Annotated in this window: 15 protein-coding genes; 7 read left to right on the forward strand and 8 right to left on the reverse strand. The window is 67.2% G+C overall.

Annotated elements, in window-relative coordinates; all coding sequences use genetic code 11:
- Positions 1-148 precede the first annotated feature (148 nt).
- The 5 genes from ruvB to EDF57_RS13470 form a co-directional block, all read right to left on the reverse strand.
- Positions 149-1,195 (reverse strand): Holliday junction branch migration DNA helicase RuvB, encoded by a 1,047-nt coding sequence (gene ruvB, locus EDF57_RS13450; protein ID WP_132264725.1) that lies wholly within the window; start codon positions 1,193-1,195, stop codon positions 149-151.
- 88 nt (positions 1,196-1,283) lie between these two features.
- Entirely contained in the window at positions 1,284-1,892 is a 609-nt protein-coding gene (gene ruvA / locus EDF57_RS13455) for a Holliday junction branch migration protein RuvA (protein ID WP_134094677.1), read from the reverse strand.
- A gap of 53 nt (positions 1,893-1,945) precedes the next feature.
- Complete coding sequence (locus EDF57_RS13460; RefSeq protein ID WP_314465008.1) at positions 1,946-2,473, reverse strand: nucleoside deaminase; 528 nt, start codon at positions 2,471-2,473, stop codon at positions 1,946-1,948.
- A gap of 20 nt (positions 2,474-2,493) precedes the next feature.
- Positions 2,494-2,970 (reverse strand): crossover junction endodeoxyribonuclease RuvC, encoded by a 477-nt coding sequence (gene ruvC / locus EDF57_RS13465; RefSeq protein ID WP_134094678.1) that lies wholly within the window; start codon positions 2,968-2,970, stop codon positions 2,494-2,496.
- An 8-nt stretch (positions 2,971-2,978) separates the two neighbouring features.
- Positions 2,979-3,743: a YebC/PmpR family DNA-binding transcriptional regulator gene (locus EDF57_RS13470; RefSeq protein ID WP_132264720.1), complete on the reverse strand. Its 765-nt coding sequence runs from the start codon at positions 3,741-3,743 to the stop codon at positions 2,979-2,981.
- A 208-nt stretch (positions 3,744-3,951) separates the two neighbouring features.
- On the opposite strand from EDF57_RS13470, the gene EDF57_RS13475 reads away from it, so the two are divergent.
- Positions 3,952-4,686 carry a CPBP family glutamic-type intramembrane protease gene (locus tag EDF57_RS13475; RefSeq protein ID WP_134094679.1) on the forward strand — a complete coding sequence of 245 codons (735 nt, stop codon included), beginning with the start codon at positions 3,952-3,954 and terminating at the stop codon, positions 4,684-4,686.
- Between the two features lie 142 nt (positions 4,687-4,828).
- Here the strand turns inward: EDF57_RS13475 and EDF57_RS13480 are convergent, their stop codons facing one another.
- Entirely contained in the window at positions 4,829-5,065 is a 237-nt protein-coding gene (locus EDF57_RS13480; protein WP_086492369.1) for a DUF2312 domain-containing protein, read from the reverse strand.
- A 281-nt stretch (positions 5,066-5,346) separates the two neighbouring features.
- Between EDF57_RS13480 and sugE the strand changes: the two genes are divergently transcribed.
- A complete protein-coding gene (sugE, locus tag EDF57_RS13485; protein WP_132265308.1) occupies positions 5,347-5,664 on the forward strand; it encodes a quaternary ammonium compound efflux SMR transporter SugE in 318 nt (105 codons plus the stop codon).
- A gap of 49 nt (positions 5,665-5,713) precedes the next feature.
- Here sugE and EDF57_RS13490 read toward each other — a convergent pair whose 3' ends face one another.
- Positions 5,714-6,025, reverse strand: a complete 312-nt coding sequence (locus EDF57_RS13490; RefSeq protein WP_134094680.1) for a DUF1244 domain-containing protein — start codon at positions 6,023-6,025, stop codon at positions 5,714-5,716.
- A 43-nt stretch (positions 6,026-6,068) separates the two neighbouring features.
- Between EDF57_RS13490 and pyk the strand changes: the two genes are divergently transcribed.
- Together pyk and EDF57_RS13500 are read left to right on the forward strand one after the other, a co-directional pair.
- Positions 6,069-7,589 carry a pyruvate kinase gene (pyk, locus tag EDF57_RS13495; RefSeq protein ID WP_132264716.1) on the forward strand — a complete coding sequence of 507 codons (1,521 nt, stop codon included), beginning with the start codon at positions 6,069-6,071 and terminating at the stop codon, positions 7,587-7,589.
- A gap of 14 nt (positions 7,590-7,603) precedes the next feature.
- Positions 7,604-8,227, forward strand: a complete 624-nt coding sequence (locus EDF57_RS13500; RefSeq protein ID WP_134094681.1) for a hypothetical protein — start codon at positions 7,604-7,606, stop codon at positions 8,225-8,227.
- A gap of 88 nt (positions 8,228-8,315) precedes the next feature.
- Here EDF57_RS13500 and EDF57_RS13505 read toward each other — a convergent pair whose 3' ends face one another.
- Positions 8,316-8,978, reverse strand: a complete 663-nt coding sequence (locus EDF57_RS13505) for a YggS family pyridoxal phosphate-dependent enzyme (RefSeq protein ID WP_134094682.1) — start codon at positions 8,976-8,978, stop codon at positions 8,316-8,318.
- On the opposite strand from EDF57_RS13505, the gene EDF57_RS13510 reads away from it, so the two are divergent.
- The 3 genes from EDF57_RS13510 to EDF57_RS13520 all read left to right on the forward strand — a co-directional run bounded on the left by EDF57_RS13510 (position 8,977) and on the right by EDF57_RS13520 (position 12,507).
- Positions 8,977-9,540: a thiamine phosphate synthase gene (locus EDF57_RS13510; protein ID WP_134094683.1), complete on the forward strand. Its 564-nt coding sequence runs from the start codon at positions 8,977-8,979 to the stop codon at positions 9,538-9,540. The genes EDF57_RS13505 and EDF57_RS13510 overlap by 2 nt on opposite strands.
- Positions 9,541-9,637: 97 nt before the next feature.
- Positions 9,638-12,055 carry a DNA translocase FtsK 4TM domain-containing protein gene (locus tag EDF57_RS13515; RefSeq protein WP_134094684.1) on the forward strand — a complete coding sequence of 806 codons (2,418 nt, stop codon included), beginning with the start codon at positions 9,638-9,640 and terminating at the stop codon, positions 12,053-12,055.
- Positions 12,055-12,507, forward strand: coding sequence for a hypothetical protein (locus tag EDF57_RS13520; RefSeq protein ID WP_134094685.1), 453 nt, complete (start codon positions 12,055-12,057; stop codon positions 12,505-12,507). The genes EDF57_RS13515 and EDF57_RS13520 overlap by 1 nt, the downstream gene beginning before the upstream one ends.
- The last annotated feature ends 44 nt before the right edge of the window (positions 12,508-12,551 follow it).

Consider the following 12,551-nt stretch of genomic DNA (forward strand, 5'->3'; position numbering starts at 1 on the left):
AACAATGGCATTTACCGAGATTCGACAGCGCCGAGGCAGAAAATGCGTTAGTTTTCGGAGGTAACGCGCAAGCTGTACCGAACCGGGACTATCCGAAGGCCCATCTGTAAACGCCCCCGACAGTTTGTTGCGCGGAACGCGTGCGCGTTCAGTCCCCGTCCGAATCGAACAGCGCCCCCTGCGGCCCCTGTCCGCTGCCGCCATTCGGCGGCGTCATCCCCAGGTGCGTCCAGCCCCGGTCGTTGAGGCATCGGCCCCTTGCCGTGCGGGCGATGAGGCCCAGCTGGATGAGGTAGGGCTCGATCACTTCCTCGATCGTGTCGCGCGGTTCGGACAGGCCCGCCGCCAGCGTTTCGACGCCCACCGGGCCGCCTTTGTAGATGCCGGCGATCATCTGCAGGTAGCGGCGATCCTGCGCGTCGAGACCGATGGAATCCACTTCCAGCCGGGTCAGGGCATCGTCGGCGATTTCGTGCGTGATGACGTCGGAGCCGGCGACATGGGCAAAGTCGCGCACACGGCGCATCAGGCGCCCGGCGACACGCGGCGTGCCGCGCGAGCGGCGCGCGATCTCGGTCGCCCCGCCCTTGTCCATGCCGATGCCCAGCAGGTTGGCGCCGCGCGTGACGACTTTCTCCAGCTCCTCCACGGAGTAGAACTGCAGGCGCACCGGAATGCCGAAGCGATCGCGCAGCGGGGTCTGGAGCAGGCCCTGCCGCGTCGTGGCACCCACCAGCGTGAAGGGCGGCAAGTCGATCCGCACCGAGCGCGCCGAAGGCCCCTCGCCGATGATGAGGTCCAGCGCGCGATCTTCCATCGCCGGGTAGAGCACTTCCTCGACCACGGGATTGAGGCGGTGGATCTCGTCGATGAACAGCACGTCGCCATGCTCGAGATTGGTCAGCAGCGCCGCCAGGTCGCCCGCCTTGGCGATCACCGGGCCGCTGGTGGCGCGGAACCCCACGCCCAGTTCCCGCGCAATAATCTGCGCCAGGGTCGTCTTGCCGAGGCCGGGAGGCCCGAAGAACAAGGTATGATCCATCGCCTCGCGCCGCGACTTGGCGCTCTCGATGAAGACGCGAAGGTTGTCCTTCGCCGCCGCCTGCCCGACGAATTCCGCCAGAGTCTTGGGACGCAGGGCCGCATCTGCGTCCTCGGGCTGGCGGGTTGGGGTAAGGATGGGGTTATCGGTCATGGGTTGGGCATCTGACGAGGAAAGGAACCTGAAACGGGTGCAGGGTGACGACGTTCTCTACGGAGCCGCGCCTGGCGGATTGCAGCCATCATCCCGCCGCCTTCTTCAGCGCCACGCGGACGAGGTCGTTGAGCCCCGCATCCTCGCCCAGTTCCTCCACGGCCTTGCCGACCGCCATGCTGGCCACCGCGGGCTTGAAGCCGAGGTTCTGGAGCGCGGAAACGGCATCCGCGCTGGAAAAACCGGCAGGTGCGGCGGCCGAGGCCAGGCCGGGCGCGCCCGGTGCGGTGGGCATGCCGCCGGCCTTGTCCTTGAGTTCGTTGACGATGCGGCTGGCCAGCTTCGGCCCGACGCCGTTGGCGCGCGCGACCATGGCGGAATCGCCGCCGGCGCAGGCGCGCTGCAGTTCCTCGGTCGTCAGGGCGGAGAGGATCGCCAGCGCCACTTTCGAACCGACGCCCTGCACGGCCGTCAACAGGCGGAACCAGTTGCGCTCCGCACCGCTGGTGAAGCCGATGAGGCGCTGGTCGGTCTCGGAAACCTGCATCTCGGTATGGACGACGACCTTGTCCCCCCGGATGCCGAGATGGTCGAGCGTACGCGCCGAACAATGGACAAGATAACCGACGCCGTTCACGTCGATGATCGCCCAGTCGGGGCCGGTGTCGTCTAGCAGACCTGTAAGCTTGGCGATCATGGTTTGTTCCTATGGCAGGAACGATCGCGCGACGCCAGCCCCGGCGGGCGCCTTCAGGTGTTTGCCTGTTGATCTTCGGAAACCTGGTCCCACGGCCGGTAATAGAGCGCTGCGCAGGCCTGCGCCATCACGCCGCCCGTCACCGACAGGTCGTCCTTCCAGGCGTCGGTCACGAAATCGAGTGTCGAAAGGTGGCGATCCTCGAAATACATGGCATGCACGTCCGCCCGGCCGGCACCGTAGACGATCCGGCTGACTCCCGCCCAGATCGCCGCCATCGTGCACATTCCGCAAGGTTGCAGCGTGGAATAGAGCGTCGCCCCCTCCACGCGCATCGCGCCCACGGCACGGCCGGCAAGGCGAAAGGCTTCGATCTCGGCATGGGCGGTGGCGTCGCAGCGCTCGGCCGTGCGGTTGACGCCGGCGGCGATCAGCTTTCCATCGAGCACGACGAGCGCGGCAATCGGGGTGTCGGCGGGATCGGTGCCCTTTTCGGCCACGGCGATGCGGATCGCCTCGGCCATCCAGCGGGCATCGGCCCGGTCTTCATCGCTGCCTCGTTCTTCGCCGTGCGGTTCCATGACGCGCACAACGCGCCGACCTAACGGTGGCTCCCGAGCATGTTGGCATGCGTGATGGCCACGGCCAGGGCGTCGGAGGCGTCCTCGCCCGCCAGCTTCACGCCGGGCAGCAGCACTTTCAGCATGTGCTGGATCTGCTTCTTGTCGGCGCCGCCGGTGCCGACGAGCGCCTTCTTGATGACCTTGGTGGAGTATTCGGCCACCGGCAAACCGGCCCGCGCGATCGACAGCATGGCAACGCCGCGCGCCTGCCCCAGCTTCAGCGTCGACTGCGGGTTCACGTTGACGAAGATCTCCTCCACCGCGCCCGCATCGGGCCGGTGGAGGAGAATCACGTCGGTGAGCGCGGCATCGAGCTCGACCAGCCGCTCGGCCATGCCGGCCTTCGCGTCGGTGCGGATCTGCCCGTTGGCAACGTGGCTGAGGCGGCTGCCGCTCTTGGCGACCACGCCCCAGCCCGTGCAGGTGAGCCCCGGATCGAGGCCGATGATGATCACGGCTGGGCTTAGCCCAGCTTTTCCATGACTTCGTCGGAGATGTCGTAATTGCCCCAGACGGTCTGGACGTCGTCGTCTTCTTCGAGCGTGTCGACCAGCTTCATCAGCGTGCCGGCAGTGTCGGCATCGACGTCGACGGTGAGGTTGGGCTTCCATGCCAGCTTCACGCCTTCGGCTTCGCCCAGGACCTTTTCCAGCTCGCGGGCGACTTCGTGAAGCGAATCGACCGAAACCCAGATCTGGTGGCTGCCGGGATTCTCGTCGCCATCGCCCATATCGCTTTCGACATCGTCGGCGCCGGCTTCGATCGCGGCTTCGAGGACCTTGTCCTCGTCACCCACGCTGCCGGGGTACTCGATCAGGCCGAGGCGTTCGAAACCGTGCGAAACCGCGCCCGAAGCACCAAGGTTGCCGCCGTTCTTGGAGAAGGCGGTGCGCACGTTGGTGGCGGTGCGGTTGCGGTTGTCGGTCAGCGCCTCGACGATGAGGGCCACGCCGCCGGGGCCGTAGCCCTCGTAGCGCACTTCCTCGTAGTTCTCGGCATCGCCCTTGCTGGCCTTGTCGATCGCGCGCTGGATGTTGTCCTTGGGCATCGACTGCGCCTTGGCCGCGTTGACGGCGGCGCGCAGGCGCGGGTTCATGTCCGGATCAGGCATGCCCATCTTGGCCGCGACGGTGATTTCGCGGGAGAGCTTGCTGAACTGCGCCGAGCGCTTTTTGTCCTGCGCGCCCTTGCGGTGCATGATGTTCTTGAATTTGGAATGGCCTGCCATGGGTCCGCTCTTGCTTCGCTCGTCTGCCTGCCTGCGGACTGATCCGCGAGGCCCGGAGAATGAGGTCCGGTGAATGTTGTGTGCCAATTGACGCAGGGCGCGCCTTACAACAGGCCGGCACCCGAGGGCAACCGCCCGCTCCGCACGCCGATCATGCGCCGCATCGCACAACGAATTGGCAAGGATGACGGGGCTATCAGGAACGGGCATGGCTACCCGAACCCACCCGCCCGCCCGTTCCGCGCCGCCTTTCGCACCCTTGGGCATGCTGCGCGAACTGCCGTCTTTCCTGCGGCGGCCCGCCGTGCTGACGCCGATCGGCCTGCGCAGGCGCGAAGGGTGGGCGGCGCTCGGCGTGTTGGAAACGGTTCACATCGCCGGACTTTTCCTGGTGGTGCTGCCGCTCATCGGGATCTGGCAGCAGGCCATGCACCTTTCCCCGCCCGATGCTTTCGACAAGCTGCCGGGAGGCTGGCTGCTCCCCTTCACGATCCTGATTGCCCCGATCGCCGAAGAGGCGCTTTTCCGCGGCTGGCAGACAGGGCGCCCCCGCGCGCTCTGGCTATTGGCCTGTACCGTGGTGCTGGCGATCCTGGTGGTCTGCGCGAAAGGCATGGCGCCGATGGTGCTGGCAGGCGCGCTGGCGGCGCTGGCCCTTGCGGCGCTGGGCGGCTGGATCGCCTTGCGCAAGCGCCGCGCGCCCATGGCCGGATTCCTTGCGGCCTATCCGGCGGTGTTCTGGATCGTGGCGCTGGTCTTCGCAGGCGTGCACCTGACGAACTACCCTGCCGTCTCGGTGCTGACGCTGCCGCTGGTGCTGCCGCAATTGTGGGCGGCGCTGCTGCTGAGCTTCACCCGCCAGCGCGTGGGCCTGCACGCCGCCATGCTCCAGCACGCCGGCGCCAATGCGGCGACCATGCTGCTGGTGCATTTCGGGACGTGACGCGCGTTTCCGCCCGGCCGCAAGGGCGGGGCGAGACGCCGGAGTCTTTGCCGGGTGCGCTCGCCACGAAAGTGACGAGCTTGCTGCACCGGCCCAAGTCCTTGTTCGGTGCGCCTTCGACGGATGTCGAAGGCGCGCGACATCAGTCGATGCCGAGCGCCGTCTTGTAGGTGTCGAGCAGCATGTCCATTTCGCGGCGGTCATCCGGCTTCATCTTACGGATGCGCACGATCTGGCGCATGATCTTGACGTCGTAGCCGACTGCCTTGGCTTCGTTGTAGACGTCGCGGATATCGTCCGAGATGCCCTTCTTTTCCTCTTCGAGGCGCTCGACGCGCTCGATCAGCAGGCGCAGGCGATCGTCGGTGGTTTCGGCCATCGGTGTAGTGCTCCAATAGGAATCGTGAATCGGTTTGGCGGCGGCTGATAGCGACTGCGCCGGATTCGGGCAAAGCGCCGACCTGTGGAAATCCTGTGTGTAATCCGCAGCAAGGGCGCCCGGCCCTTCCCCGTTGCATCCCCGACGGGCCCGCGTTATTCGCCCCGCGAGCGGCGACCACGTTCCCGCCTCCCCGGCCGAACCGACCTCGCGCCCGGGAGCATCAAGACCGGGACGGCCCGGCAACCATTTCAGGAGGTTGCCCCCCAATGCCCACTGCCATGCCCTGGATCGTTCTCGTCATTGCCGGCCTCTTCGAAGTGGTCTGGGCCTCGGCGATGAAGCAGTCCAACGGCTTCACCCGCCTCTGGCCCAGCATCGTCACGATCGCGGCCATGCTGGCGAGCTTCGGCCTGCTGTCCTGGGCGATGCGCGTGCTGCCGCTGGGCACCGCCTACATGGTCTGGACCGGCATCGGCGCGCTGGGCGCCTTCATCGTCGGCATCGTCCTGCTCGGGGAGTCGGCCAGCGCCATGCGCCTCGCCGCGGCCGGGCTGATCCTGGCCGGGCTGGTCATGATGAAGCTCGCGAGTTCCTGAGGGCGCTGGCACGCCCCCGAAACCGGCCCCGGGACATCGCCCCGGGGCGTCAGTGCGATCCGCCGTTTTTCTTCAGGCTTTCCTCCATCCGCGCGATCTGCTCGGGCGTAGCCTCGCTCTGATAGGCATCCTTCCAGGCGTCAAAGGGCATGCCATGGATCACTTCGCGCGCCGCAGCCTTGTCGCCATCGTAGCCCGCATCGCGGATCCAGTCCGCCAGGCAGTTGCGGCAGAAGCCGGCCAGCCCCATCAAATCGATGTTCTGCGCATCGTGGCGGGTCTGGAGGTGCCGCACAAGGCGACGGAACGCCGCAGCTGCCACAGCGTCGTCGAGTTGGTCGATCTGGTCGTTTCCGTTCATATTTCTGGCAATCGTCCTTGGTTTGTCATGCCGCCTTTGCCATATGTCGCCGAAATATCGAAAGAGAGGCAGACAGATTTTGGCCACCACCCCTCCGTTTCGTCGTTCGCCGCACCATCGCGGCATCAAGCGCCAGCGCAAGGTGAAGATTCTTGCCACCCTGGGGCCGGCCAGCCGCGACAAGGAGACCATCGCCAAGCTGCTCAAGGCCGGCGCCGATGCGTTCCGCGTCAACATGAGCCATGGCGATCACGAGACCCATCGCGAAACCATCGCCAATATCCGCGCGGTCGAAAAGGACCTGATGCGCCCCGTGGCGATCCTTTGCGACCTCCAGGGCCCGAAACTGCGCGTCGGCACTTTCGCCGAGGGCAAGGTGTTCCTGCGCCACGGCGCCCACTTCACGCTCGATCGCGATCCCACGCCGGGTGACGAGAACCGCGTCTGCCTGCCGCATCCCGAACTCTTCGGCATTCTCCAGAAGGGCCAGCGCCTGCTGATCGACGACGGCAAGCTGCGCCTGGTGGTTATCAAGCCGGAAGCCGATTCGATCCTTTGCACCGCCGAAGTCGGCGGGTTCATTTCCGACCGCAAGGGCGTGAACGTGCCCGACGCGATCGTGCCGGTCCCCGCGCTGACCGACAAGGATCGCCGCGACCTCGCGTTCTCGGTGGAGCAGGGCGCCGACTGGATCGGCCTGTCGTTCGTCCAGCGCCCCGAAGACGTGGCCGAAGCGCGCCGCCTGATCGGCGGTGCCTGCGCGCTCATGTCGAAGATCGAAAAGCCGGCGGCGGTCGATTCCATCGACGGGATCATCGAGCTTTCGGACGGCATCATGGTCGCCCGCGGCGATCTGGGCGTGGAACTGCTGCCGGAAGAAGTGCCGCCGATCCAGAAGCACATCATCGCCAAGACCCGCGCCATCGGCAAGCCGGTAGTGGTCGCCACGCAGATGCTGGAATCGATGATCACCAGCCCCTCCCCGACCCGCGCCGAAGTGTCCGACGTGGCCAATGCCGTCTATGACGGTGCCGACGCGGTCATGCTCTCGGCCGAAACGGCAGCGGGCCAGTGGCCGGTGGAAGCGGTGACGATCATGGACCGCATCGCCATCAAGGTGGAGACCGACTCCACCTATCGCGAGCGCATCCACCTTGCCCAGACCCCGCCCGACGCCACCACGGCCGACGCGCTCTCCGCCTCCTGCGCCACCATTGCCGACACCCTGCCGATCGAGGGCATCATCGTCTTCACCGGATCGGGCGGCTCGGCCCGCCGCGTCGCTCGCGAGCGTCCCGCCGCGCCGATGCTGGTGCTCACGCCCTCGCAGAAGACCGCCCGCCGCCTGGCCCTGCTCTGGGGCGCGCATGCCGTGACCACCAAGGACATCGGCAGCTTCGAGGAGATGATCGCCAAGGGCAAGCGCATGGCCCTGCGCCACGGCTTCGGCGCCGCCGGCACGCGCCTGGTGGCACTGGCCGGCGTTCCCTTCGGCACGCCGGGTTCGACGAACCTGCTCCATGTGGTAACGCTGACCGGCAACGAGTTGGAAACGCCGAACTGAGGTCCGATCCGGAGATGCGAAGAAAGCCGCACCGCACCGCCGCGTTGCTGGCGTTCTTCGCATTTCTGGGTTCGCCGCTTGCAGCCGGAGCAAGCCCTTCGTCGGCGTCGGAAACGCCCAGCGCGCTCAACCTGGGCGAAGGAATTTACGCCGCACATCGCGATGTCCTGAACGGAACCGGAAGCAGACCGCTGCGCAAAATCGCGGACGACGTCATCCGTTTCAGCTCCACGCCCGCCCTGGGCGCGCCCGGATACATCATCGAACTGCACGGCAGGACGCGGGATCAGGGCCCTCAAGTCCTTGCACGCTTCTTCCGCCATGGGATCGACCGATGGGATCCGGACGGCGAAATGCGTTTCGCTCTTTCCGAAGATGCCTACGATGATCTTGCAGGGACGATCGACGAACTGCTCGCCCAAGGCACTCCGGAAAGCCGAGGGCAGGTTCGCTGGATCTGCATGGACGGGCCCGGTTTCGTGACCGAACGCCTTACGAAAGGCCGGGCTCACTGGCTCAGCGGTTTCTGCGGCGACAATCCGAACAATGCCATCGCGGCCTTGCTGGACGGGCTGCTGGAACAACAAGTCGCCAGCCGCCTTCCCTCGCTCAAAACGCGCAAGTCGCCGCGGCTTTAGACCGATCCCGCGCGACGGAGAGTTCGCGCGTCACAAGCGGCCAGCGGTCCCGGATCAAGTCCGGGACGCGCCGGCTTTAAAGTTCAGATCAGCCCCGCGCGCCGAACAGGGCGCTGCCGACGCGGACATGCGTGGCGCCGAGCATGATGGCGGTCTCGAAGTCCTCGCTCATGCCCATCGAAAGCTGCGACAGGCCGTTGTCCGCCGCAATCTTCGCCAGGAGCGCGAAGAACGGCGCTGCCTCGATGCCCTGCGGCGGCACGCACATCAGGCCCGCGACCGGAAGCGCGGCCTCGCGCGCGGAAGCCAGCAATGCGGGCACTTCGGCAATGGCGCAGCCGCCCTTCTGCTCCTCGGCGCCGATATTGACCTGCACGAAGCAGGGCACCCGGCGGCCGGTCCTGTCCATCGCCTTGCCCAGCGCGGACACCAGCGAGGGCCGGTCTACCGAATGAATGCAGTCGAACAGGTTCAGGGCATCCTCGGCCTTGTTGGACTGGAGTTGCCCCACGAGATGAAGCGAAATGCCCTCGTGCTCGCCGCGCAGGGCCGGCCACTTGGCCTCGGCTTCCTGGACGCGGTTTTCGCCGAAGACGCGCTGGCCCTGGGCGATCAGGGGCGCAATGGCCTCGGCGGGGTGAGTCTTGGAGATGGCGACGAGTTCCACCGATTCGGCCTCGCGCCCGGCAATGCGGGCAGCCTGGGCGATGCGGGCACGGATGTCGTCGAGAGGAGATACTGGCTGATCCATGGCGCGCTGCTATAGCGGCTTCGTGCCGAACCGCCACCCGCCTCTTCCCGACATCTGGCTCATCACCGACGCCCGCAACGACGAAGCCCTGGAGCGCACCCTCGCCCGCCTGCCGCGGGGATCGGGGCTGGTCTATCGGCACTATCACCTGGCCCCTGCCGCGCGCCGCGCCCGGTTTGCAGCGCTTGCGCGCGCGGCCCGCCGCTTCGGGCACAGCCTGTTCCTGTCGGGCCCGGCGCGGGAGGCGCGGGGCTGGGGCGCAGACGGCGCCTATGGCGCGCCCGCAAGGCTGGCGCGGGGGCCCGCTTGCCCGCGCCTCGTCACCGTCCATTCCCTGCGCGAACTGGGGCGGGCTCACCACGCCCGCGCCGACGCCATCCTGCTCTCGCCGGTCTTCGCGACCCGCTCTCATCCCGGCGGGGCGACGCTCGGCCGCGTGCATTTTCACTTGCTCGCCGCCCGTTCCGCCGTTCCGGTGATTGCGCTGGGCGGCATGACAGTGCATCGGGCGCGCACTTTGCCGTCGAGGAAATGGGCTGCGATTCAGGGCCTTGCCCGCTAGCCCACAGGGCTGTTCCCGATCCATTCTTGACGGCGAGTCCCGCCAGAGCGCATTATCCGGGCCTGATCAGAGGCCCGATTTCCAGGGGGAATTCTTAATGGCCACCCGGCCCATCGCACCAGGACGGCGGATCGCCAAGCCGAACTGGCGCGCCGTTCTCAAGCGCTCCCTGCGCCGCGCCTCCGAACTGAGCGGCGCGCTGACACTGTTCGCGGCCATGGCATTCCTGGCCCTGGCACTCGTCAGCTATCACCAGACCGACCCTTCCGCCTCCACCGCCGCAGGGGGGCCGGCGCAGAACTGGATGGGCTCCGTCGGCGCCTGGGTGGCCGAGCGCGCGCTGGTGCTGTTCGGCCCGGTTTCGGCCTTGTTCGTGCCGCTGCTCTACGTCTTCGCCCGCAAGCTCTGGCTGCTGGTGGAGGAGGACGACAACGAGATCGAGCATTCCAACCAGCGCTGGTGGCGCCCGGTGGCAGTGCTGGCGATCGCCATGACGCTGATCGCCACCGTCATGTCGCTGGTCTTCACGGCGCCCGGCGGCGTGCTGCCCGCCTCGATGGGCGGAATTACCGGCCTGCTGGGCGCCAAGGGCATCACCGGCATCGCGGCCTTCGCGCCCGAAGTCGTCCAGGGCTGGATCAAGCTCGTGCTGGCGCTGCTCTGCGCGCTGGCCGGCGTGGCCCTGGCCGGACAGGTCTTCGCGGTCGACTGGGTGCGCCTGCTGACATTGCCGGGCCGGATCGGCCGCCTGCGCGGCGAAGGCGAGGCAGCGCCCGCCATGTCCGAAAAGACCAAATCACGCGACAAGGGGGCACGCGATACAAGCGCGCGCGACACGGGCGAGGAAATGGCCAAGCCCGCGCCCCGCATCGATGCGCCCGCCGCCGCTTTCGACGCCGCGGCCGACAAGCCGCGCAAGGCGCCCGAAATCAGCGATCCCAAGGCCAGCGCCGCCCCAGCGCAGCTCAACCTGGGCAACCGCCAGAAGGACATGTTCGACAAGTACGAACTGCCCGGGCTCGACATCCTGGCCGATCCGCCGCCCAATTCGCAGCCCAAGGTCGACAAGCTCAGCCTGGAGCGCAATGCGCGGCTGCTGGAAACCGTGCTTGACGACTTCAACGTCAAGGGCGAGATCACGGCCGTGCGCACCGGCCCGGTCGTCACCATGTACGAGCTGGAGCCTGCTCCCGGCATCAAGGCCAGCCGCGTGATCGGCCTGGCCGACGACATCGCCCGCAACATGAGCGCGATTTCCGCGCGCGTCGCCTCGATCCCCGGCCGCACGGTCATGGGCATCGAGCTTCCGAACGCCGACCGCCAGATGGTCTCGTTCAAGGAAATGGTCGCCTCGGAGGCTTTCGCCAACCACAAGGGCATGCTGCCGATCATCCTGGGCAAGGACATCGCCGGCGAGCCCGTGGTGGCGGACCTTGCAACCATGCCGCACCTGCTGGTCGCGGGTACCACCGGATCGGGCAAGTCGGTCGGCCTCAACGTCATCCTGCTTTCGCTGCTCTACCGCCTCACCCCCGCGCAGTGCCGCCTGATCCTCGTCGATCCCAAGGTTCTCGAACTCAAGAGCTACGACGATATTCCGCACTTGCTCTCGCCGGTGGTGACCGAGCCGCCGAAGGCCGTGCGCGCGCTGAAGTGGGCGGTAGAGGAAATGGAGCGCCGCTATCGCCAGATGAGCGAGATTTCGGTGCGCAACCTTGCCAGCTTCAACGAAAAGGTCCGCGCCGCCGCCGCCAAGGGCAAGCCGCTCGGTCGCCGCATCCAGATCGGTTTCGACCCGGAGACGGGCGAGGAACTCTACGAGGATCGCCAGCTCGATTACGAGACGCTGCCGCAGATCGTCCTCATCGTCGACGAACTGGCCGACCTCATGGTCACGGTGGGCAAGGAAATCGAAGTGCTGATCCAGCGCCTCTCGCAAAAGAGCCGCGCGGCGGGCATTCACCTCATCATGGCCACGCAGCGCCCCTCGGTCGACGTCATCACCGGCGTCATCAAGGCCAACCTGCCGACCCGTATCTCCTTCGCCGTCACCAGCCGCATCGACAGCCGCACCATCCTGGGTGAACAGGGCGCCGAGCAGCTGCTCGGCAAGGGCGACATGCTCTACAAGCCCAGCACCGACCCGATCAAACGCGTCCACGCGCCCTTCGTCTCGGACGAGGAAGTCGAGCACGTTGCCGATCACTGGCGCGGCCAGGGCAAGCCGGACTACGTCGATGCCGTCACCGAGGAGCCGGAGGAAGGCTCGTTCGGCTTCGACGACCTCGACGCCACCGCGTCGGACCAGCCGGAAGAGCGCAAGTACCGGCAGGTCTGCCAGCTGGTGTTCGAGAACCAGAAAGTCTCGGTCTCGTGGCTCCAGCGGCAGATGGGCGTCGGCTACAACACCGCCGCCAAGTGGGTGGAGCGCATGGAGAACGACGGCTACGTCGGCCCCGCCAACCACGTCGGCCGCCGCGACATCTACCGCGACGAGAACGGCAGCCCGCTCTGATGCGAGCCGGAAAGCGCGGCCTGACCCTGCTCGGCCTGCTGGCCGCGCCCGCCCTGGCCACGACGGGCGGGGCCGCGACGGGCGTGGCGGCGACGGGCGTGGCGGCGCAATGGCAGCGTCTGTTCGTGCCCAGCGTGGAAAACACGCTCGGCCGCAGCGTCTATGTCGACAAGGCCAGCGTGAAGGCCGGCATGATCGGGCGGCAGTTCCGGCAGATGCAGGTCCTGCTGCGCGCCCATGCCGGCTATCCGCAAGGCACCGTGCTCTACACCGAGCGCGCGGTGGACTGTACCGGCAGCCGCGCCCTGTCCTATCACTGGCGCATCGTCCGACCGAACGGCACGGTCCTGCGGGACTGGAGCGATGCCAGCCCAAGCATCTCCGGCGTGCAATGGGCGGGCGAGGACGGGCTGGTGCTGAAATATGTCTGCACCGGCGTGCTCCCGCGCTGAGCCATCGCAGGCCCGGCCCCCGATCGGCCCGCCCCCCGATCGGC

This window comes from Novosphingobium sp. PhB55 (assembly GCF_004368805.1).
Taxonomy (GTDB): domain Bacteria; phylum Pseudomonadota; class Alphaproteobacteria; order Sphingomonadales; family Sphingomonadaceae; genus Novosphingobium.

Bases quoted from the DNA above. Each gene is read 5' to 3' on its own strand.
- ruvB (WP_132264725.1), bottom strand. From the start codon at position 1,195: ATGACCGATAACCCCATCCTTACCCCAACCCGCCAGCCCGAGGACGCA.
- ruvA (WP_134094677.1), bottom strand. From the start codon at position 1,892: ATGATCGCCAAGCTTACAGGTCTGCTAGACGACACCGGCCCCGACTGG.
- EDF57_RS13460 (WP_314465008.1), bottom strand. From the start codon at position 2,473: ATGGAACCGCACGGCGAAGAACGAGGCAGCGATGAAGACCGGGCCGAT.
- EDF57_RS13470 (WP_132264720.1), bottom strand. From the start codon at position 3,743: ATGGCAGGCCATTCCAAATTCAAGAACATCATGCACCGCAAGGGCGCG.
- EDF57_RS13475 (WP_134094679.1), top strand. From the start codon at position 3,952: ATGGCTACCCGAACCCACCCGCCCGCCCGTTCCGCGCCGCCTTTCGCA.
- EDF57_RS13480 (WP_086492369.1), bottom strand. From the start codon at position 5,065: ATGGCCGAAACCACCGACGATCGCCTGCGCCTGCTGATCGAGCGCGTC.
- sugE (WP_132265308.1), top strand. From the start codon at position 5,347: ATGCCCTGGATCGTTCTCGTCATTGCCGGCCTCTTCGAAGTGGTCTGG.
- EDF57_RS13490 (WP_134094680.1), bottom strand. From the start codon at position 6,025: ATGAACGGAAACGACCAGATCGACCAACTCGACGACGCTGTGGCAGCT.
- pyk (WP_132264716.1), top strand. From the start codon at position 6,069: ATGTCGCCGAAATATCGAAAGAGAGGCAGACAGATTTTGGCCACCACC.
- EDF57_RS13500 (WP_134094681.1), top strand. From the start codon at position 7,604: ATGCGAAGAAAGCCGCACCGCACCGCCGCGTTGCTGGCGTTCTTCGCA.
- EDF57_RS13510 (WP_134094683.1), top strand. From the start codon at position 8,977: ATGGCGCGCTGCTATAGCGGCTTCGTGCCGAACCGCCACCCGCCTCTT.
- EDF57_RS13505 (WP_134094682.1), bottom strand. From the start codon at position 8,978: ATGGATCAGCCAGTATCTCCTCTCGACGACATCCGTGCCCGCATCGCC.
- EDF57_RS13515 (WP_134094684.1), top strand. From the start codon at position 9,638: ATGGCCACCCGGCCCATCGCACCAGGACGGCGGATCGCCAAGCCGAAC.
- EDF57_RS13520 (WP_134094685.1), top strand. From the start codon at position 12,055: ATGCGAGCCGGAAAGCGCGGCCTGACCCTGCTCGGCCTGCTGGCCGCG.